Raw genomic sequence first — 19,923 nt, 5'->3', positions numbered from 1 at the left:
CAAACACGGATGCCGCCGCCCGGGCAACGGCCTTTCCCGGTGCCGTCCCGCGCCGTCCCGCGCCGTCCCGCCCTGCCCGTCCTCGTCCCGCGCCGCCTCAGTCGTCCGAGCGCCGGGCCGATCCGATCACGCAGTACGACGTCGGCAGCGCGGGCCCGCGCTCCGGCACCCGCACCCCGCGCTGGCCGACGATCCGGAACCCGGCGGCCTCGATCGCGGCCAGGGTGTCCCGCGCGGTGTGGCAGCCGCCGAACAGCCGGGGCCACACGGTCCGGTCCAGCGCGCGCTGCACCCCGGCCATCACGGGCCCGGGAGCCAGCCCGTGCTCGAAGAAGCGCAGCTCACCGCCCGGCCGGATGACCCGGTGCAGCTCCGCGAGGGAGCGCGGCAGGTCCCGTACGGTGCACAGCACCAGGGAGGCCACGGCCGCGTCGAAGGCCTCGCTCTTGACCGGGAGGGCCTCGGCGGCGCCCGGTACGACGTCCACCGGGACCTCGACGCGCCGGGCGGCGGAGGTCGCGAGGTGGCGCAGGGTCCGCTCCGGTTCGACCGCGACCACTTCGCAGACGGCGCGGGGGTAGTGGGCGAAGTTCAGCCCGTTGCCCGCGCCGATCTCGATGATCCGGCCGGAGAGGCCGTACAGCAGCTCCTCGCGCAGTACGGCGAGGCCGCCGCGGGTGTCGGCCTGGACGCTCATCCGGGCGTAGAAGCGGGCGAACAGGGGATGGTGGACGGCGTCCCGGGGCAGGGCCTGCGGGCGGCGCGGAGACATGACGAACCTCCTTGGGCGGACGTACGCACGCTTCCCAGTCTCCCCCCGAAGCGCGCCGTCATCCCCTCGCGGCGCGAGGGTTCACCGCGGCACGCCGCGCGGGGCGCCGGGCCCGCTCGCTCAGGCCCAGGTCCGCAGGAACTCCGTCGCCGACCAGCCGCCGCCCAGCTCCGGGGCGAGCCAGCCGGGCGCCGCCGTGCGGAAGGCCGCCGGTGCCAGGGCCGCGGAGCCCTGCGGGACCGCCCCGAGCAGTGGCATCGCGGAGACGGAGGGCAGGTCGGCCAGGTTGCAGCGGGAGGCGAGGTCGGGCGTGGTGGGCCAGCTGCCCACCACGAGCCCCAGGGCTGCCAGCTCGCGGGCCCGCAGCGCCTCCGCCGTCAGCGCGGCGGAGTTGAGGGTGCCGAGCCCGGCGGGGACCACGATCAGGACCGGGGCCCGCAGCAGCCGGGCCGCGTCGGCGAGGGTGTGGCCGGCCTCGTCGAAGCGGACGAGCAGGCCGCCCGCCCCCTCGACGAGGACGAGGTCGTGTTCCGTGGCCAGCTTGGAGGCCGCCTCCGCCACCTCGGCGGGACCGACCGTGGCCAGCCCGGACCGCCGCGCGGCCGTGTCCGGAGCCAAGGGCTCCGGATAGCGGACGAGCTCCAGGGTGGTCACCCCGGCGCCCGCGAGCCGCCTCACCTCGGCCGCGTCACCGTCCTCGTCCGGACCGACGCCGGTCTGCGCGGGCTTGAGCACCGCCACCGAGCGCCCGGCCGCCACGGCCGCGGCCGCGATCGCCGAGGTGACGACGGTCTTCCCGATCTCGGTGCCCGTACCGGACACCACCACCACACCCGCCGCAGCCGCACCCATCGCGCCCGTACCCGCACCCATCGTGCCCGCACCCGTATTCATCGAACCGTTCAGCCTTCCCGCGCCGCCGCGCACACCGCACGGCAGATCCGCGCGACATCACCGTCACCCGTCACGTACGGGGGCATCGTGTAGATCAGGTCCCGGAACGGGCGCAGCCACACGCCCTCCCGGACGGCCGCCAGGGTCGCCGCCCGCACGTCCACCTCGTGGTCCAGCTGGACCACCCCGATCGCGCCGAGCACGCGTACGTCCTTCACCCCGGGCAGGCCGGCCGCCGGAGCCAGGCCCTCCAGCAGCCCGGCCCCGATCCGCTTGACCTCCCGCGCCCAGTCCTGGGACAGCAGCAGGTCGAGGGAGGCCAGGGCCACCGCGCAGGCCAGCGGATTGCCCATGAACGTCGGCCCGTGGGCCAGCACCGGCACCGCACCCCGCGAGATCCCGTCCGCCACCCGCGCCGTGCAGAGCGTCGCCGACAGCGTCATGTACCCGCCGGTCAGCGCCTTGCCGACGCACATCACGTCCGGGGTGATCCCCGCGTGGCCGGCCGCGAACAGGGCGCCGGTGCGCCCGAACCCGGTCGCGATCTCGTCCAGGATCAGGAGCACGCCGTACTCGTCGCACAGCTCGCGCAGCACCCGCAGGTAGCCGGGGGAGTGGAAGCGCATGCCGCCCGCGCCCTGCACCACCGGCTCCACGATCACCGCGGCCAGCTCGTCCGCGTGCGCGGAGACCAGGGAGCGCAGGTGGTCGACGTACGCCGGGTCCACGGGCGCGTCGAAACCGTCGGGCGGGGCCTGCGCGAAGAGCTGCTCCGGCAGCCGGCCCGACCACAGCTCGTGCATCCCGCCCTCGGGATCGCACACGGCCATCGGCTGCCAGGTGTCGCCGTGGTAGCCGCCGCGCCAGGTGAGCAGGCGGGTCTTGCCCGGGCGGCCCAGCGAAGTCCAGTACTGGAGGCACATCTTGACCGCGACCTCGACCGCGACCGAGCCGGAGTCCGCGAGGAAGACGTGCTCCAGACCGGACGGGGCGATCTCGACGAGCTTCGCCGCGAGCCGCACGGCGGGCTCATGGGTGAGCCCGCCGAACATCACGTGGGACATCCGGCCGAGCTGGTCCCGTACGGCCTCGTTGAGCACCGGGTGGTTGTAGCCGTGGATGGCCGACCACCAGGAGGACATCCCGTCCACCAGCTCGTCCCGGCCTTCGGAGGCCTGGCCGAGCCGCAGCCGGACGCCCGAGGCGGAGGAGACGACCAGCGGCTCCTGCCGCCCGGGCATGGGTCCGTACGGGTGCCAGACGTGCTGCCGGTCCAGCGCGAGGAGTTCGGCGGCCGGCAGCGCGTCGAGCGGGTGGTGCGGATCAGGCATTGGGGGCGAGTTCCGTTCCCGCGCCGCGGCGGCGCACGGCCACCAGGTCGGAGCGCACCTCGCCGGCCTGGGCCTGTCCCGAGGAGGCGTTCGCCGAGGAGACGTTCCCCGACGCGGCCCGGGCCGGTACGGCGGCCGTCTCGTCCTCGGCGTGGCTGGAGCACCCGCCGCACGCCGAACCGCAGCCCGCGCCGGCCTCCGCGCCGGCCGGAGCGGCCGAACCGCAGACGGACGCGCCCGCGCCCCCGCCGTGCGACCCGCAGCCACCGGCCGCCACGTCGGAGCGGTGCGCGGGGAGGGTCGACGTACCCGCGCCCTCCACCTCGAAACCGGCGTCCGCGATCATGTCCAGGTCGGTCTGACCGGCCTGGCCCTCACTGGTGAGGTAGTCGCCGAGGAAGATCGAGTTGACCAGGTGCAGCGCCAGCGGCTGCATCGAGCGCAGGTGCACCTCGCGCCCGCCCGCGAGGCGGACCTCGACGTCGGGGCAGACGAAGCGCACCATCGCGAGGATCCGCAGCGCGCGCTGCGGGGTGAGGTTCCACTCCTTGGCGAGCGGGGTGCCCTCGAACGGGATCAGGAAGTTGACCGGCACCGAGTCGGGGTCCAGCTCGCGCAGCGAGTAGACGACGTCGACGAGGTCCTCGTCGCTCTCGCCCATGCCCGCGATCAGGCCCGAGCAGGCGGACAGACCCGCCGCGTGCGCCTTCTGCACGGTGTCCACGCGGTCCGCGTAGGTGTGGGTCTTCGTGATCGCCCCGTACGTCGCCTCGGACGTGTTGAGGTTGTGGTTGTAGGCGTCGGCGCCCGCGTCGCGCAGCCGCTCCGCCTGACCGTCCGACAGCAGACCCAGACAGGCGCAGACCTCGACGCCCTCGTTCTGCTCCTTGATCGCGGCGATGGTCTTGCCGACCCGCTCCACGTCCCGGTCCGTCGGCCCGCGGCCGCTCGCCACCAGGCAGACCCGCTTCGCGCCGCCCGCGACCCCGGCCGCGGCGGCCTGGGAGGCCTCCTCCGGCTTCAGCCACGTGTACTTCAGGATCTCCGCCTTCGAACCCAGACGCTGGGAGCAGTAGGAGCAGTCCTCCGGGCACAGGCCCGACTTCAGGTTGACCAGGTAGTTCAGCTTGACCCGACGCCCGAACCACTGGCGGCGCACCTTGCCGGCAGCGGCCACCACGTCGAGCAGTTCGTCATCAGAGGTCGCCAGCACGGCGAGCGCCTCTTCGCGGGTCGGCAGCTCGCGCCGCAGCCCCTTGTCCACCAGGGTGTTCAGCAGGTCCATGAGGCCGATCCTGGACCACACGACCACTCCCGGCCAAGGAGAGATCGCACAACATGGCCGGATCGGAGTGTGTGTATCGCCACACCTGGCGCCGGAGTCACGGCGGCTAGGGTCGGGCAGGTCTGTGGACTGCCGACAAAACACGAGGACCCGCCGATGCCCCAGCACACCCCCGACCCCGCCGATGTCTTCGCCTGGACCGATGACGCGGAGCGGTCCCGGGAGCGCGCCGGGCTCGTCCGGACGCTGCGTCCCCGCCCGGCGTCCTCGCCCCTGCTCGATCTCGCGAGCAACGACTACCTCGGCCTGACCCGGCACCCCGAGACGGTCGCGGGCGCGCGCGAAGCGGCCGAGCGCTGGGGCGCCGGAGCCACCGGGTCGCGGCTGGTCACCGGGACCACCGAGCTGCACGCCGAGCTGGAGCGGGAGCTGGCCGCGTTCTGCGGGTTCGAGGCCGCGCTGGTCCTGTCCTCCGGGTACGCCGCCAACCTCGCCGCCGTCACCGCGCTCAGCGACCGGGACACCCTGGTCGTCTCCGACGCCGGGAACCACGCCTCGATCGTCGACGGCTGCCGGCTCTCACGGGCCCGGACCCAGGTGATCCCGCACGCCGATCCGGACACCGCGCGCAAGGCGCTGGCCGGGCACACCGGGCGGGCGCTGCTGGTCAGCGACTCGGTGTTCTCCGTGGACGGGGACGCCGCGCCGCTCGCCGGGTACGCCGCCGTCTGCCGGGAGGCCGGCGCGGCCCTGGTCGTGGACGACGCGCACGGGCTCGGGGTGCTGGGCGAGGGCGGCCGCGGCGCGCTGCACGCCGCGGGGCTCGCGGGCGCGCCCGACGTGGTGGCGACCCTGACCCTCTCGAAGTCCCTGGGCAGCCAGGGCGGGGCGGTGCTCGGGCCGGCCCGGGTGATCCGGCACCTGATCAACAGTGCCCGGACCTTCATCTTCGACACCGGGCTGGCGCCGGCGGCCGCGGGGGCGGCCCTCGCGAGCCTGCGCCTGCTCCAGAGGGAACCGGAGCGTGCGGCGCGGGCCCGCGAGGTGGCCGACCGGCTGTACGGGCGGCTCACCGCGTCCGGCCTGACCGCGGCCCGGCCGGACGCGGCCGTGGTGTCGGTACGGGCCCCGTCGGCCGCGGCGGCACTGCGCTGGGCCGCCGACTGCCGCGAGGCAGGTCTTTCCGTGGGCTGTTTCCGGCCGCCGTCCGTGCCGGACGGGATCTCCCGGCTGCGGCTGACCGCCCGGGGGGATCTCACGGGGGAGGAGATCACCCGGGCCGTGGACACGATCCTCGCGACCGCGCCGGCCGGAGCCACGGAACACTAGGCAACCGCCCCGGCTACCGGGCGAGGTCCGCCCGTACCAGGGTGAGGAAACCGTCCCAGGCGTGCCCGGTGAAGAGCACGGCCGGGCCGTCCGCCCGCTTGGAGTCGCGGACGGCCAGCAGGCCGCCGCTGAGGACGGCGGTTTCCACACAGTTGTTCATTCCGGTGCTGCGGCTACTGCGCCGCCACCGCGCGCTGATCAGAAGTCCGCGGGTGGATAAGGGGGTTGCGGACACGGGGGTGCCTCCTTACGCGTCGTCAGCGAGTGCGCTGATCAGATCCGACGAGTCCTGGGGCGGGAGGGCGTGCGCCTGAATAGTGCGGAACGCGGCGCTGTACGCCTCGAGGTCTTCCTTCCGCTCCAGATAGAGGCTACTCGTCAAATGGTCGAGTACCACCACATCCAGATCGGCGATGTTCGGAAATGAGAAAATTACGAACGGTCCGGTCAGGCCGAGATGACCCCCCACACTGAACGGCAGTACCTGGAGCCGTACTTGGGGCAGTCGTGCCACCTCCACGAGCGAGCGCAGCTGTTCCGCCATCACCCCCGGACCGCCGATCTGCCGTCGGAGCACCGCCTCGTCGAGCACCGCGCTCAGTTCCAGCGGCGGGTCCGTCCGCAGCACCGACTGCCGGGCCAGCCGTACGTCGACCAGCGCGTCCACCTTCGGCTCCGGCAGCCCGCCCAGCGCGGCCCGGGTCACCGCCCGGGCGTACGCGGGGGTCTGGAGCAGGCCGGGCACCACCGACAGCTCCACCGTGCGCGCGGAGCGGGCCCCCGCCTCCAGGCTGATGAAGTCCCGGTACTCCTGCGGCAGCAGGCCCCGGTAGTCGTGCCACCACTGGGGACCGCGCCCGGTCTCGGTGCCGGGGCCGGCGGCCGACGCCGAGAGCGCCTCCAGCAGGGCGCGCTGCTGGGCGCCCACGCCTCCGTACGCGTCGAGCAGCAGCCGCACGTCCTCGGGCTTCACCCCGCTGCGGCCGGTCTCGATCCGGCTGATCTTCGATTGGTGCCACCCCACGATCCGGGCCGCCTCACCGCTGGTGAGTCCGGACCGGTCACGGAGCGCACGCAGTTCCTCGCCGAGCTTGCGCCGGCGCACCGCGGGACCGTGCTGCACACCCGCCTCCTTCCACCGGCACAGCTCGCACCAGTCTGCCGTCCAAATACGGTCTTCCGTAGCAGAGTTCACCGCAACGAGCGACAGATATATGCAGATCTTGGGTGAACGGCAGCCGGGCCGGGACAATGAGTGGCACTCTGGCGCTCAGCACAGATCCGGGGCATTGCGCTCCGGTGGGAAAGGGACCGCGCCATGGCCGACCACCAGGAAGCATCCGTCACTCTGCCGAGCGATCCCGCCTCGGTCTCCACGGCCCGCCGCTACGTGGCGCAGGTGCTCAGCGGATGGGGACTGCCCGATGACGCCAGTACCGCGGACACCGTCCGGCTGATCGTCTCGGAACTCGCCACCAACGCGGTCCAGCACACCTTCGGCCAGTCTCCCACCTTCACCGTCGACGTCCGGCTGGAGCGCGAGGAGCTGCTCCGGGTGGGGGTGACCGACAGTCACCCGCGGTGGCCCAAGCGGCTCCCGGCCGCCGTCCAGCAGGACAACGGCCGGGGCATGGTCATCATCCGCTGGCTCACGGCGGAATCGGGCGGTCGGCTCTCGGTCAGCCCCACCGAGGACGGGGGCAAGACCGTGTGGATCGCACTGCCCTGGACCGTTCCCGCCGCGCGTCAGGCCTGATCGCCGGTCAGGCCTGGCCGCGCTCCGAGGCGCTGCGCTCTATGCAGAGTTCGTTGCCCTCGGGGTCGGTCAGGACCACCCAGCCCGTGCCGTCCGGGCGGCGCTGGTCGCCGACCACCTTCGCGCCGAGGCCCACCAGCCGCTCCACCGTCTCGTCGCGAGTACCGGTGGGGGGTGAAATGTCCAGGTGTACGCGGTTCTTGACGCTCTTGGCGTCCGGCACCCGGATGAACAGCAGGCCCGGCACCCCGGGCTGGTCGGTGGTCAGCAGGATCTCGGGGTCGCCCTCGACGTCGTCGTCCTGCATGGAGTAGCCGGTCACGGCCGACCAGAACTCGGCGACCTTGTACGGGTCGAGCGCGTCGAAGGTGATGTGGCGTACAGGGTTGTAGTACACGGATCTCCCAGTGCGGTGCGGTGGTGAACGCCCGACAACCTACCTCCGTATACGGCGTGGGGTCCGGGCTTATCCGTCCGCGGAATCCGGTCCCCGCAGGAAACACGAGTTAACGAGACGGAAAACCCCGCGCCCTAACGTGGCGTCGGCCCGGCACCGGACAGGGGGTCGGGCCGGGACTCCGAGCGTCCGTATTCAGCCAAGACATGGCAAAGCCGCGGTGTGTGATGCGGAAAGTCTTGTCCCTCGTTGGGCAAGAACTGCTTGAGCGTCATATGGGCAGGTCAACAAAGTGTTGAAGGCGGTTAGGGTCTCGCACGGCACGCAGTCGATGATGTCGAGAAACCGGGTGATACGGGTGCAACTCACACCGCACGAGCAGGAAAGACTCCTGATCCATGTGGCAGCCGACGTGGCTGAGAAGAGAAGGGCGCGGGGGGTGCTCCTCAACCACCCCGAGGTGATCGCGCTGATCACCACCCACATCCTCGAAGGGGCCCGCGACGGCCGGACGGTGGCCGAACTGATGGCCTCCGGGCGGACCGTGCTGACCCGGGCGGAGGTCATGGAGGGCATACCCGAGATGATCCACGACGTCCAGGTCGAGGCGACCTTCCCCGACGGGACCAAGCTCGTCACCGTGCACGACCCCATCGTCTGAGAGGCAGTGACCGTCATGATCCCCGGAGAGATCCGCTTCGGGGACGGGCCGGTGCGCCTCAACGAGGGCCGCGCCGTCACCCGTCTCACCGTGCTCAACGCCGCCGACCGGCCCGTCCAGGTCGGCTCCCACTACCACTTCGCCGAGGTCAACCCCGGCCTGTCCTTCGACCGGCCGGCCGCCCGCGGGCTCCGGCTGAACATCGCCGCGGGCACGGCCGTCCGCTTCGAGCCGGGCATCCCGGTCGCGGTGGAACTCGTACCGCTGGCCGGACTGCGCGTCGTACCCGGCCTGCGCGGGGAGACCGGGGGGCCGCTCGATGGCTGAGCTGTCACGACAGGAGTACGCCGACCTCTTCGGGCCCACCGCGGGTGACCGGATCCGGCTGGCCGACACCGACCTCTTCGTCGAGATCGAGGAGGACCTCAGCGGCGGTCCCGGACACTCCGGCGACGAAGCGGTCTTCGGCGGCGGCAAGGTGATCCGCGAGTCGATGGGCCAGGCCCGCACCACGCGCGCCGAGGGGGCGCCCGACACGGTGATCACCGGTGCGATCGTGCTGGACCACTGGGGCATCGTGAAGGCCGACATCGGCGTGCGCGACGGCCGGATCTGCGGCATCGGCAAGGCGGGCAACCCGGACACCATGGACGGGGTGCACCCGGCGCTGGTCATCGGCCCCGAGACCGAGGTCATCGCGGGCAACGGGAAGATCATCACCGCGGGAGGCATCGACACCCACGTCCACTTCATCTCGCCGACCATCATCGACGAGGCCCTCGCATCGGGCATCACCACCCTGGTCGGTGGCGGCACCGGCCCCGCCGAGGGGTCCAAGGCGACCACCGTCACCCCCGGACCCTGGCACCTCGCCCGGATGTTCGCGGCGCTGGAGAACTCCCCGGTCAACATCGGGCTGCTGGGCAAGGGCACCACCATGTCCCGCGACGCCATGTACTCCCAGCTGCGCGGCGGCGCCCTCGGGTTCAAGATCCACGAGGACTGGGGCGCCACCCCCGCCGTCATCGACGCCTGTCTGAGCGTCTGTGAGGAGACCGGCGCGCAGGTCGCCATCCACACCGACACCCTCAACGAGGCCGGATTCGTCGCCGACACCCTCGCGGCCATCGGCGGGCGGACCATCCACTCGTACCACACCGAGGGCGCGGGCGGCGGGCACGCCCCCGACATCATCACCGTGGTCTCCGAGCCGAACATCCTGCCCAGCTCGACCAATCCGACCCGGCCGCACACCGTCAACACCATCGAGGAACACCTCGACATGCTGATGGTCTGCCACCACCTCAACCCCGCCGTCCCCGAGGACCTCGCCTTCGCCGAGTCCCGGATCCGGCCCTCCACGATCGCCGCCGAGGACGTCCTGCACGACCTGGGCGCCATCTCGATCATCTCCTCCGACGCCCAGGCCATGGGCCGGATCGGCGAGGTCGTCATGCGGACCTGGCAGACCGCGCACGTGATGAAGAAGCAGCGCGGATTCCTGCCGGGCGACGGACCCGCCGACAACCACCGGGCCCGGCGCTACGTCGCCAAGTACACGATCAACCCGGCCGTCGCCCAGGGACTCGCCCGCGAGATCGGCTCGGTGGAGACCGGCAAGCTCGCCGACCTGGTGCTGTGGACCCCCGCCTTCTTCGGGGTCAAGCCCGACGTGGTCATCAAGGGCGGCCAGATCGCCTACGCGCAGATGGGCGACGCGAACGGCTCCATCCCGACCCCGCAGCCCGTCCTCCCGCGCCCGATGTTCGGCGCCACCGGGCGGTCGGCGGCCCACAACTCACTCAACTTCACCTCCCAGAGCGCCCTCGACGACGGCCTGCCCGAACGCCTGGAGCTGGGCAAGTCGTTCGTGGCGATCGAGAGCACCCGCAAGGTCACCAAGGAGGACATGCGCAACAACGACGCGCGCCCGCGTGTCGAGGTGGACGCGGACACCTTCACCGTGACCATCGACGGCGAAGCCGTGGAACCCGCCCCCGCGGCGGAACTTCCCATGGCGCAGCGCTACTTCCTGTTCTGATGGGGCCTCTTCCGATGGGGCCCGTGCTGACGGGGCCTGTGCTGACGGGGACGCTCCGATGAGCCGCGCCGCCCTGCTCGTCCTCGCCGACGGCCGTTTCCCCGCCGGAGGCCACGCGCACTCCGGCGGGGCCGAGGCGGCCGTCACAGCGGGCCGGATCCACGACGACGTCACCCTCGAGGCGTTCTGCCGGGGCCGGCTGCACACGGCCGGCCTCGTCGCGGCCGCCCTGGCCGCCGCGGCCTGCCTCGGCATGGACCCCGCCGTCCTGGACGCGGCCGCCGACGCCCGTACGCCGTCACCCGCGCTCCGGGCCGCCACCCGGCGGCTCGGCCGACAGCTGGTCCGGGCCGCCCGGGCCACCTGGCCGTCGGCGGAACTCGAAGCGCTGGCCGCCGCGTTCCCGCGCGGGGCCCACCAGCCCGTGGTGCTCGGCGTCACCGCGCGCGCCGCCGGGCTCGAGCCGCTCGACGCCGCGCACGTGGCGGCGTACGAGGCCGTCGGCGGACCGGCCACCGCGACCGTGCGGCTGCTGGGCCTGGATCCCTTCCAGGCGAGCGGGGTGCTCGCCCGGCTCGCCCCGGCCCTGGACGAGGTGGCCGCCCGGGCCGCGGACGCCGCCCGCCTCGCCCGGTCGGCCGGGGTGGAGGCGCTGCCCGCCGCCTCCTCCCCACTGCTGGAGATCGCCGCCGAGGCGCACGCGGCCTGGCCCGTCCGCCTCTTCGCCTCGTGAATCACGCCGGTTCTTCCGCATCACCGTGACCCGGCCCCCTCTTCCCAAGGAGCTTCCATGCACCTCGATCACGCCGGGACGTTCCCGCACCGGCACTCCCACAGCGCCGCGCCGCTGCGCGCCGACGGCTCCCGCCGCGCCCTGCGCATCGGACTCGGCGGACCCGTCGGCTCCGGCAAGACCGCCACCGTCGCCGCGCTCTGCCGTGCGCTGCGCGCCGAATTCTCGATGGCCGTCGTCACCAACGACATCTACACCCGCGAGGACGCCGAGTTCCTGCTCCGCGAGGCCGTGCTGCCGCCCGAGCGGATCGCGGCCGTGGAGACCGGCGCCTGCCCGCACACCGCGATCCGCGACGACATCTCCGCCAACCTGGAGGCCGTGGAGGAGCTGGAGGACGCGATCGGTCCGCTGGACCTGGTGCTCGTCGAGTCCGGTGGCGACAACCTCACGGCCACGTTCTCGCGCGGGCTGGTCGACGCGCAGATCTTCGTCATCGACGTGGCCGGCGGCGACGACATCCCGCGCAAGGGCGGCCCCGGCGTGACCACCGCCGACCTGCTCATCGTCAACAAGACCGACCTGGCCCCCTACGTCGGCTCCGACCTGGACCGGATGGCCCGGGACGCGGCCGCGCAGCGCGGCGAACTCCCCGTCGCCTTCCAGTCGCTGCGCGGTCCCGAGGGCGTGGCTCCGGTCGCCGACTGGGTGCGCGGGCACGTCACCGCCTGGGCGGCCCGGTGACCACCGCCGCCGCGCCCCCGGCCGCCGGTCCGGCCGTACCGGCCGCGGGGCTGCGGGCCACCGCCCGCATCCGCGCGGTCGCCGACGGCCGCGGCGGCACCGCCCTGCCCCTGCTCCACGGGGAGGGCCCCTTCGCCCTGCGCCGCACCCGGGGGAGCGACCCCGGCGAGGCCCGGGTCACCCTCGTCGGCGCGATGAGCGCCCCCCTCGGCGGCGACCACCTCACCGTCGAGGCCACCGCGGGCCCCGGCGCCCGGCTCGCCCTCGGGACGGCCGCCGCCACCCTGGCCCTGCCCGGCCGGGGCGGTGCGCCCGCGCTGTACGAGACCACCTTGACCCTGGACGAGGGCGCGGCGGTGCGCTGGCTGCCCGAGCAGCTCGTCTCGGTCAAGGGCAGTGACCTGTGGGTGCGCACCCGCGTCGAACTGGCCCCCACAGCCCGGCTGGTGCTGCGCGAGGAGCAGGTGCTCGGGCGCACCGGCGAGCCGTCGGGCCTGCTGCGCAGCAGGCTCACCGTGCACCGGGCCGGGCTGCCCCTGCTGGACCAGGAACTGGCCTGCGGCCCCGGCGCCCCCGGCGGCTGGGACGGCCCGGCCGGTCTCGCCGGGCAGCGGGCGCTCGGACAACTGCTCATCGTGGACCCGGATTTCACCGCGCGGCCGGCCGCCGCCGCGATGCTCGGCGAGCTGGCGGCCGTCACCCCGCTCGCGGGGCCCGCCGTCCTGGTGACGGCGCTGGCCGCGGACGCGCTGGCGCTGCGCGCACTACTGGACGAGGCGGTGCGGACGTACGCCTGGTGAAGCGTGAACTCCCGGGCCATGGGCGCTGATCCCGGGACGAACCAGGACACCGCTCAGCGGTACACCCCAATCCGGATATCGGGTTGGCAAAGAACCCGACCGCGCTCTGTTGTCGCGTATGGGTCAAGCGCGAAGATCCCCCTGCACGTCGTCTGTACGTCGTCCGAAGTCGGCCGCCCACGGCGGCACCTGACGCAGGGGGAACAACCACGTGATACGCAACGCAGCGCTGGGGAGCGCTGCCGCTCTGATCGCCGGTACGCTCACGGCCGGCCTCGTCATGGCCACACCCGCCGCCGCCTCCGACAGCCGGTCCTACGGGATCCCGGAGTCGGTCGGCGTCGAGATCGCCGCCGCCCGCGCGGCGCACGCCGGGATCGACTGGAAGGCCTGTCCGGCCGACTGGGGCTTCGAAGCCCCGATCCAGTGCGGCTATGTCAAGGTCCCGCTCGACTACGCCAAGCCGTTCGGCAAGACCATCGACCTCGCGGTCGACCGGATCGGCAGCACGGGCACTCCGCAGGAGCGCCAGGGCGCGCTGATCTACAACCCCGGTGGTCCCGGCGGCTCCGGCATGCGCTTCCCGCGCCGTGTCACGACCAAGAGCCCGCTGTGGGTCAACACCTCCAAGGCCTACGACTTCGTGGGCTTCGACCCCCGCGGCGTCGGCCACTCGGCGCCGATCTCCTGCATCGACCCGCAGGAGTTCGTCAAGGCCCCCAAGGCCGACCCGGTCCCCGACTCGGTGGCCGACAAGAACGCGCAGCGCAAGCTGGCCGCCGAGTACGCGGACGGCTGCAAGGCGCGCAGCGGCGAGATGCTGCCGCAGATGACCACGCCGAACACCGCGCGTGACCTCGACGTCATCCGCGCCGCCCTCGGCGAGAAGAAGCTGAACTACCTCGGCGTCTCCTACGGCACCTACCTCGGCGGGGTCTACGCGACCCTGTTCCCGACCCACGTGCGCCGCATGATCGTCGACTCCGTGGTCAACCCGGACCAGGACAACATCTGGTACGAGGCCAACCTCGGCCAGGACGTGGCCTTCCAGGGCCGCTGGAACGACTGGCAGGACTGGGTCGCCAAGAACGACGCGTCCTTCCACCTCGGTGACACCCGCGCCAAGGTCCAGGCCCAGTACGAGGCGCTGCGCGCCAAGGCCAAGGCCAATCCGATCGGCGGGGTCGTCGGTCCCGCGGAGCTGATCGGCTTCTTCCAGAGCGCCCCGTACTACGACTCGTCGTGGGTGCCCGTCGCCAAGACCTTCGCGGCCTACGTCGCGGGTGACACGCAGGCGCTGGTCGACGCGATCGCCCCGGACATGTCCGACATCAAGGGCAACGCGACGGCGGAGAACGGCAACGCCGTCTACACCGCCGTCGAGTGCGCGGACGCCAAGTGGCCCACCAGCTGGGCCAAGTGGGACCGGGACAACAGCAAGCTGCACGAGCAGTACCCCTTCCTGACCTGGTCCAACGCGTGGATGAACCTCCCCTGCGCGACCTGGAAGGCCAAGCAGTCCACCCCGATCGAGGTCGGTGCCAAGCGCGGCCTGCCGCCGGTGCTGATCGTCCAGTCGGAGCGCGACGCGGCCACGCCGTACGAGGGCGCGGTCTCGATGCACAAGCGCCTGGCCGGTTCCCGTCTGATCACCGAGCAGAACGCGGGCTCGCACGGTGTCACCAGCCTGGTGAACCCCTGCATCAACACCCGGGTGGACACCTACCTGCTCACCGGCAAGGTCGACGCGAAGGACGTGACGTGCGGTCCGCACGCCACGCCCGTCGCCCCGGCCCCGGCCGCCGCGAAGTCGCTCGCCCCGAGCGCGGCGTCCGACCTGCCGGCGCGGGAGGAGCTCCCGGCCGTCCGTTGAGGACGACCGGCTCGGCATAGCGCGGACGACCGTCCGTAGGGAGAAGGCTCAGCGCCCCGTGCGCCGGGCCTTCTTCCGCGTCGCCTCCTCCTCGGCCTTGACCTCGGCGGCGTACCGGTCGACGTACTCCTGCCCGGACAGGCCGAGGACGGCGTACATGATCTCGTCGGTGACCGCGCGCAGCACGGCCCGCTCGCCCTCCAGCCCGGCGTACCGGCTGAACTCCAGCGGCGCACCGAAGCGGATGGTCACGCGCCGGATCTTGGGGATCTTCTGTCCCGGCGGCTGGATCTCGAAGGTGCCGACCATCGCGCAGGGGACGACGGGCACTCCGGCGCCGAGCGCCATCGCGGCCACCCCCACCTTCCCCTTGTACAGCCGCCCGTCGTGCGAGCGGGTGCCCTCCGGGTAGATGCCCAGCAGCTCGCCCTTGGCCAGCACCCCGAGGCCTTCGCGGATGGCGGCCTGACCCGCCTCCTTGCCGGTGCGGTCGACCGGGATCTGTCCGGCGCTGCGGAAGAAGGCCGCGGTGAGGCGCCCCTTGAGGCCGGGCCCGGTGAAGTACTCGGCCTTCGCGAGGAAGGTGATCCGCCGGCGCAGGATCGCGGGCATCAGGAAGTGGTCCGAGAAGGACAGGTGGTTGCCCGCGACGATGGCCGCGCCGTCGGACGGAACGTTCTCGATGCCCTCGATCCGCGGCCGGAAGAGCAGCCTCAGCAGAGGCCCCAGCAGTACGTGCTTCAGCAGGTGGTAGAACATCAGGCTGCTCCCGTCGACGTCCCGAGGTCCCGTCGTCCTCCGGGCGGCGCGGGACGGCTACGGACCGTACGAGAGCATGCCCCTCAGGCGCCGCGCGAAGCGGCCATCCCCGCGGTGAGCAGCATCAGCACGACCCAGCCGAACCAGAGCCACCCATTGCTGCCGAGGGCCACCGAATAGCCCGCCACCGCCACCAGCGCGGCACAGGTCAGCACGGCCATCGCCTTCACAGATCCGGTCATGCCCCATGGTGGCGCGCGCGGGTGGTCCGGCGCTACTGTCCACGCGCTTGGAGCGCGGCCAGATATGCGTTGTAGTCCGCCAGCTCCTTGTCACCGTCGCGGTCGGCCGCGCGGTCGGAGCGCTTCGCGGCCCGCTGCTCGGAGTGGTACCACTGGTAGACCAGCGCGATCAGGACCAGGACCGAGGGGATCTCGCTGAACGCCCAGGCGATGCCACCGCCCCACTGCTGGTCGAGGAGCGGGTCGATGCCGAGGCTCGCGGGCGGGTGGGCGTACGTCTTGATCATCGGCTCGCTCGCCATCATCAGCGCGATGCCGAAGAAAGCGTGGAAGGGCATGCCCGCGAAGAGTTCCAGCATCCGCATCACGTAGCCGGGGCGGTGCGGGCCCGGGTCCACGCCCATGATCGGCCAGAAGAAGATCAGGCCGACGGCGAGGAAGTGCACCATCATCGCGATGTGCCCGGTCTTCGACTCCATCAGGAAGTCGAAGAGCGGGGTGAAGTACAGGCCGTAGAGGCTCGCGATGAACATCGGGATGGTGAAGACCGGGTGGGTGATCACCTTCATGTAGCGGCTGTGCAGGAGCATCAGCAGCAGCTCGCGCGGCCCCTTGTGGCCGCGGGCGGCGGGCGCCAGCGCGCGCAGCGCCAGCGTCACGGGAGCGCCGAGCAGCAGCAGGATCGGGCTGAGCATGCTGATGACCATGTGCTGGATCATGTGCACGCTGAACATGACCATGCCGTAGTCGTTCAGCTTGGTGCACATCACCAGCATCACGGTGAGCACGCCGACGGTGAAGGCGACGCTGCGGCCCACCGGCCAGGAGTCGCCGCGCCCGCGCAGCCGCAGCACGCCCCAGAGATAGAGGCCGAGCCCGAGCAGGGAGCCGATCAGGAAGAAGGCGTCGAACGAGAACTCCAGCCCGCGCCCGAGGGTGAACGGCGGCAGGTCGCCCATATCCATGCCGTCGTGCGCGAGGTGGTTCATCCGTGTACTCCCTTGACCCGTGGTGCCCCACCACAGTAGTGCCGCCCCCGGACGACGCCGCGTCCGGGGGCGGTGTCACAAGGGGGGAAACATCACAGAACGGTCTCCGCCTCCGCGTACCGCTCGGCCGGGACCGTCTTGAGCGTCTGGGTGGCCTCGCCGAGCGGGACCATCACGATGTCGGTGCCGCGCAGGGCGGTCAGCATGCCGAACTCGCCCCGGTGGGCGGCCTCCACCGCGTGCCAGCCGAAGCGGGTGGCGAGCACCCGGTCGTAGGCGGTCGGGGTGCCGCCGCGCTGGACGTGGCCCAGGATCACCGGGCGGGCCTCCTTGCCGAGGCGGTCCTCCAGCTCGACCGCGAGCCGGTTGCCGATGCCGGCGAACCGCTCATGGCCGTAGATGTCGGTGCCGCCCTGCTCGAAGGACATCGAGGAGCCCTCCGCGGGCTTGGCGCCCTCGGCGACCACGACGATCGCGAACCGCTTGCCCGCCGAGAACCGCTCGCCGACGATGGCCGTCAGTTCGTCGATGTCGAAGGGGCGCTCCGGCACGACGATGGCGTGCGCGCCCGCGGCCATGCCCGAGTGCAGGGCGATCCAGCCGGTGTGCCGGCCCATCACCTCGACCACCATCACGCGCTGGTGCGACTCGGCGGTGGTCTTCAGCCGGTCGAGGGCCTCGGTGGCCACGCCCACGGCCGTGTCGAACCCGAAGGTGACGTCGGTCGAGGCGATGTCGTTGTCGATGGTCTTCGGTACGCCGACGATCGGCAGCCCGGCCTCCGACAGCAGGTGCGCGGCCTTGAGCGTGCCCTCGCCGCCGATCGGGATGATCGCGTCGAGCCCGAGGTCCGCGACATGGCCGCGGGCCGTCTCGACGCCGCCGCGCAGGTGCGCGGGCTGGACGCGGGACGAGCCGAGGATGGTGCCGCCACGGGCCAGGATGCCGCTGACGGCGTCCAGGTCCAGCTTGCGGTAGTCGCCTTCCAGCAGGCCCTTCCAGCCGTCCAGGAAACCGATGACCTCGTCACCGTGGTCGACGACCGCGCGGTGCACGACGGAACGGATGACGGCATTCAGGCCGGGGCAGTCGCCTCCGGAGGTGAGCACACCAATGCGCATGGCAGGCAGGACCTTTGCAACGTGGGCCGATGACCGGACCACGTCGTCCGGTTGGAACTACCGGCCACCCTACAATCGGATCCCCGCGGGACTGAACCATCCTCCACATGCTGGTCGGAGAAGTCATACGAACGCACGTCGGCCCGGACCCCCGAGGGGATCCGGGCCGCACACGAGGTGGCGTGACCGTGCCAGGGCCTACGCGGGCTGAGTCGCCGACGCGATGCGCTCCGCGCGCAGCGCCTCGTACCAGCGGTCGTCGATCGGCGGCAGCGCGTTCACGTCGAGGGCCAGCTTGAGCAGCAGGTCCGCGATGAGCGGGTTGCGGGCCATGACCGGGCCGTGCATGTACGTACCGAACACGGTGTCGTTGTACGCGCCCTCCGTGCCGTCGCCCGTGCCGTTGCCGCGGCCCATGCTGACCCGGGCGAACGGGCGGGCGGTCGGGCCGAGGTGGGTGACGCCCTGGTGGTTCTCGAAGCCCGTCAGCTGCGGCAGACCGAGCCGCGGGTCGATGTCCCCGAGGACGTCTCCCACGCAGCGCTCGCCCTCGCCGCGCACGGTGACCACGTCCAGCAGGCCGAGGCCCTGCTGGCGCTCGCCCATGTCGTTGACGAACTCCTGGCCGAGGATCTGGTAGCCGGCGCAGACGGAGAAGACGATCGCACCGTTCGAGACGGCGCGCTCCAGGCCGCCGTCGCGCAGCAGCCGGTCCGCGGCCAGCCGCTGGGGCCGGTCCTCGCCGCCGCCGATGAGGTAGATGTCGCCGGAGGTCGGGATCGGCTGGTCGCTGCGGACGTCGACGCGCTGGACGTCCAGACCGCGCTGGCGCGCCCGGCGCTCCACGACCAGGGCGTTGCCCTGGTCTCCGTACGTGCTCAGCAGGTCGGGGTAGACCCACACCAGACGCAGGCTGTTGTCGCTCATGCTCTTGTCCTTTATGGGTACTAGTTGCCGACGCGGCGGCGCACGTCCTGGAAGGCGGTGTAGTTGGCGATCAGCTCGATCTGGCCGGGCGGCGCCAGCTGCACGGCCTCGTCGAGGGTCTCGCAGACGCGGAAGTCCAGACCCGCGACCTCCAGACGGACCGCGAGGTCGAGCTTGCGGTCGCCGATCACGAAGATCGGGTGACCGGCCAGACGCGGGTAGTCCACGTCCCACAGCCAGGAGGTGTCGGTGCCGTCGGCGCCGCGCGCGTTGACCGACAGGATCACCGGCGTGGGCGGCGGGTCGATCAGGGAAAACGTTTCGAGCCAGCCCGCCGGGTTCTTCGCGAGCAGCAGACGCAGCTCACGGCCCTGGAAGGAGACCACGTCGTAGCGGCCGGCCACGGCCTGCACCTGGTACATGCGCTCCAGGGCGACCTGCGGGGGAACCCCGAAGACGGCCGCGACGGCGGCCGAGGTGGCGGCGTTCGCCTTGTTGGCGCGGCCCGGCAGCTGCAGGTGGATCGGCCAGGCGCTGCCGTGCGGGTCGAGCACGTGGTCGCCGCTGAGCACCCAGGTGGGGTTCGGGCGGCGGAAACCGCACTCGCCGCAGAACCAGTCGTCGCCGGGACGCTGCATCACGCCACCGCAGGAGGGGCACGACCAGGCGTCGTCCTTCCACTCCTGGCCGGCCGCGACCCACACCACGTTCTGCGAGGAGGACGCGGACCACACGATCAGGGGGTCGTCGCAGTTCGCGACGATGACCGCCTTGGACCCCGAGAGGCCCTCGCGCCACTTCTCCGCGAGCATGCGGGTCTCGGCGGCGCGGTCCAGCTGGTCGCGGCTGAGGTTCAGGAGCGCGATCACCTTCGGCGTCACGTCCCGGGCCACACCCGCGAGGTACTTCTCGTCCACCTCGATGACGCCGTACTTGGCGTCGCTGCCGCCGGCCAGCGCCGACGTGATGCCCGCGGGCATGTTGGCGCCCAGCGCGTTGGACACCACGGGGCCGCTGGCGCGCAGGGCCTCCGCGATCAGCCGGGTCGTCGTCGTCTTGCCGTTCGTTGCCGACACGAGGACGACATCGAGATGCTGTGCCAGCGCGCCGAGAAGATCGGGGTCGAGCCTGAGCGCGACCTTGCCTCCGATCACCGATCCGCTTCCGCGTCCCGCGGCCCGCGACACCGCCGCCGCGGCCTTGCCCGCCGTCACGGCCAGCTTGGCCCGCGGCGAAAGCGGCTCTGTGTTGCCTGCCATCGTCCCTCGT

Annotated in this window: 22 protein-coding genes; 9 read left to right on the top strand and 13 right to left on the bottom strand. The window is 72.3% G+C overall.

Annotated features, from left to right (window positions below):
• Window positions 1–97 precede the first annotated feature (97 nt).
• The 4 genes from ABT084_RS14615 to bioB form a co-directional block, all read right to left on the bottom strand.
• Window positions 98–772: a class I SAM-dependent methyltransferase gene (locus tag ABT084_RS14615; RefSeq protein ID WP_351042712.1), complete on the bottom strand. Its 675-nt coding sequence runs from the start codon at window positions 770–772 to the stop codon at window positions 98–100.
• Window positions 773–892: 120 nt separating this feature from the next.
• Window positions 893–1,624 carry a dethiobiotin synthase gene (gene bioD, locus ABT084_RS14610; RefSeq protein WP_351042795.1) on the bottom strand — a complete coding sequence of 244 codons (732 nt, stop codon included), beginning with the start codon at window positions 1,622–1,624 and terminating at the stop codon, window positions 893–895.
• A 50-nt stretch (window positions 1,625–1,674) separates the two neighbouring features.
• Window positions 1,675–2,997 carry an adenosylmethionine--8-amino-7-oxononanoate transaminase gene (locus ABT084_RS14605; RefSeq protein ID WP_351042709.1) on the bottom strand — a complete coding sequence of 441 codons (1,323 nt, stop codon included), beginning with the start codon at window positions 2,995–2,997 and terminating at the stop codon, window positions 1,675–1,677.
• Window positions 2,990–4,282: a biotin synthase BioB gene (gene bioB, locus ABT084_RS14600; protein WP_351042706.1), complete on the bottom strand. Its 1,293-nt coding sequence runs from the start codon at window positions 4,280–4,282 to the stop codon at window positions 2,990–2,992. Before bioB ends, ABT084_RS14605 begins: the two co-directional genes overlap by 8 nt.
• A gap of 156 nt (window positions 4,283–4,438) precedes the next feature.
• Between bioB and ABT084_RS14595 the strand changes: the two genes are divergently transcribed.
• The gene (locus ABT084_RS14595; protein ID WP_351042704.1) at window positions 4,439–5,611 is read left to right on the top strand and encodes an 8-amino-7-oxononanoate synthase; all 1,173 of its coding nucleotides are present in this window, start codon (window positions 4,439–4,441) and stop codon (window positions 5,609–5,611) included.
• 13 nt (window positions 5,612–5,624) lie between these two features.
• On the opposite strand, the gene ABT084_RS14590 is transcribed toward ABT084_RS14595, so the two are convergent.
• Complete coding sequence (locus ABT084_RS14590) at window positions 5,625–5,846, bottom strand: DUF397 domain-containing protein (RefSeq protein WP_351042701.1); 222 nt, start codon at window positions 5,844–5,846, stop codon at window positions 5,625–5,627.
• A 12-nt stretch (window positions 5,847–5,858) separates the two neighbouring features.
• Window positions 5,859–6,734, bottom strand: coding sequence for a helix-turn-helix domain-containing protein (locus tag ABT084_RS14585; RefSeq protein ID WP_351042699.1), 876 nt, complete (start codon window positions 6,732–6,734; stop codon window positions 5,859–5,861).
• 195 nt (window positions 6,735–6,929) lie between these two features.
• On the opposite strand from ABT084_RS14585, the gene ABT084_RS14580 reads away from it, so the two are divergent.
• The gene (locus ABT084_RS14580) at window positions 6,930–7,367 is read left to right on the top strand and encodes an ATP-binding protein (protein WP_351042696.1); all 438 of its coding nucleotides are present in this window, start codon (window positions 6,930–6,932) and stop codon (window positions 7,365–7,367) included.
• Between the two features lie 7 nt (window positions 7,368–7,374).
• Here ABT084_RS14580 and ABT084_RS14575 read toward each other — a convergent pair whose 3' ends face one another.
• Window positions 7,375–7,764, bottom strand: coding sequence for a VOC family protein (locus ABT084_RS14575; RefSeq protein WP_351042694.1), 390 nt, complete (start codon window positions 7,762–7,764; stop codon window positions 7,375–7,377).
• Window positions 7,765–8,122: 358 nt separating this feature from the next.
• Here ABT084_RS14575 and ABT084_RS14570 point away from each other — a divergent pair, with 358 nt between their 5' ends.
• From ABT084_RS14570 to ABT084_RS14540, 7 genes are all read left to right on the top strand, one after another.
• The gene (locus tag ABT084_RS14570) at window positions 8,123–8,425 is read left to right on the top strand and encodes an urease subunit gamma (protein ID WP_283456084.1); all 303 of its coding nucleotides are present in this window, start codon (window positions 8,123–8,125) and stop codon (window positions 8,423–8,425) included.
• Window positions 8,426–8,440: 15 nt separating this feature from the next.
• Entirely contained in the window at window positions 8,441–8,752 is a 312-nt protein-coding gene (locus tag ABT084_RS14565; RefSeq protein ID WP_351042690.1) for an urease subunit beta, read from the top strand.
• Complete coding sequence (locus tag ABT084_RS14560; protein WP_351042687.1) at window positions 8,745–10,466, top strand: urease subunit alpha; 1,722 nt, start codon at window positions 8,745–8,747, stop codon at window positions 10,464–10,466. The genes ABT084_RS14565 and ABT084_RS14560 overlap by 8 nt, the downstream gene beginning before the upstream one ends.
• A gap of 58 nt (window positions 10,467–10,524) precedes the next feature.
• A complete protein-coding gene (locus ABT084_RS14555) occupies window positions 10,525–11,199 on the top strand; it encodes an urease accessory protein UreF (RefSeq protein WP_351042684.1) in 675 nt (224 codons plus the stop codon).
• 57 nt (window positions 11,200–11,256) lie between these two features.
• A complete protein-coding gene (gene ureG, locus ABT084_RS14550; RefSeq protein WP_351042681.1) occupies window positions 11,257–11,943 on the top strand; it encodes an urease accessory protein UreG in 687 nt (228 codons plus the stop codon).
• Window positions 11,940–12,743, top strand: coding sequence for an urease accessory protein UreD (locus ABT084_RS14545; protein WP_351042678.1), 804 nt, complete (start codon window positions 11,940–11,942; stop codon window positions 12,741–12,743). Before ureG ends, ABT084_RS14545 begins: the two co-directional genes overlap by 4 nt.
• 280 nt (window positions 12,744–13,023) lie before the next feature.
• Window positions 13,024–14,616, top strand: a complete 1,593-nt coding sequence (locus ABT084_RS14540) for an alpha/beta hydrolase (RefSeq protein WP_351042792.1) — start codon at window positions 13,024–13,026, stop codon at window positions 14,614–14,616.
• Window positions 14,617–14,664: 48 nt separating this feature from the next.
• Here ABT084_RS14540 and ABT084_RS14535 read toward each other — a convergent pair whose 3' ends face one another.
• The 6 genes from ABT084_RS14535 to ABT084_RS14510 form a co-directional block, all read right to left on the bottom strand.
• On the bottom strand, window positions 14,665–15,375 hold the full coding sequence (locus tag ABT084_RS14535) for a lysophospholipid acyltransferase family protein (protein ID WP_351042675.1): 711 nt from the start codon (window positions 15,373–15,375) through the stop codon (window positions 14,665–14,667).
• Window positions 15,376–15,458: 83 nt separating this feature from the next.
• On the bottom strand, window positions 15,459–15,617 hold the full coding sequence (locus ABT084_RS14530) for a hypothetical protein (protein WP_351042672.1): 159 nt from the start codon (window positions 15,615–15,617) through the stop codon (window positions 15,459–15,461).
• 32 nt (window positions 15,618–15,649) lie between these two features.
• Window positions 15,650–16,606 (bottom strand): cytochrome c oxidase assembly protein, encoded by a 957-nt coding sequence (locus tag ABT084_RS14525; protein ID WP_351042669.1) that lies wholly within the window; start codon window positions 16,604–16,606, stop codon window positions 15,650–15,652.
• 92 nt (window positions 16,607–16,698) lie between these two features.
• Window positions 16,699–17,727, bottom strand: coding sequence for a 6-phosphofructokinase (locus ABT084_RS14520; protein ID WP_351042666.1), 1,029 nt, complete (start codon window positions 17,725–17,727; stop codon window positions 16,699–16,701).
• A 198-nt stretch (window positions 17,728–17,925) separates the two neighbouring features.
• The gene (locus ABT084_RS14515) at window positions 17,926–18,654 is read right to left on the bottom strand and encodes a type 1 glutamine amidotransferase (RefSeq protein WP_351042663.1); all 729 of its coding nucleotides are present in this window, start codon (window positions 18,652–18,654) and stop codon (window positions 17,926–17,928) included.
• Window positions 18,655–18,674: 20 nt separating this feature from the next.
• Entirely contained in the window at window positions 18,675–19,913 is a 1,239-nt protein-coding gene (locus tag ABT084_RS14510; protein WP_351042660.1) for a MurT ligase domain-containing protein, read from the bottom strand.
• Window positions 19,914–19,923 lie beyond the last annotated feature (10 nt).

Source organism: Streptomyces sp. NPDC002138, from assembly GCF_040296485.1.
GTDB lineage: Bacteria > Actinomycetota > Actinomycetes > Streptomycetales > Streptomycetaceae > Streptomyces.
This window is presented reverse-complemented; position numbering and strand designations above follow the sequence as displayed.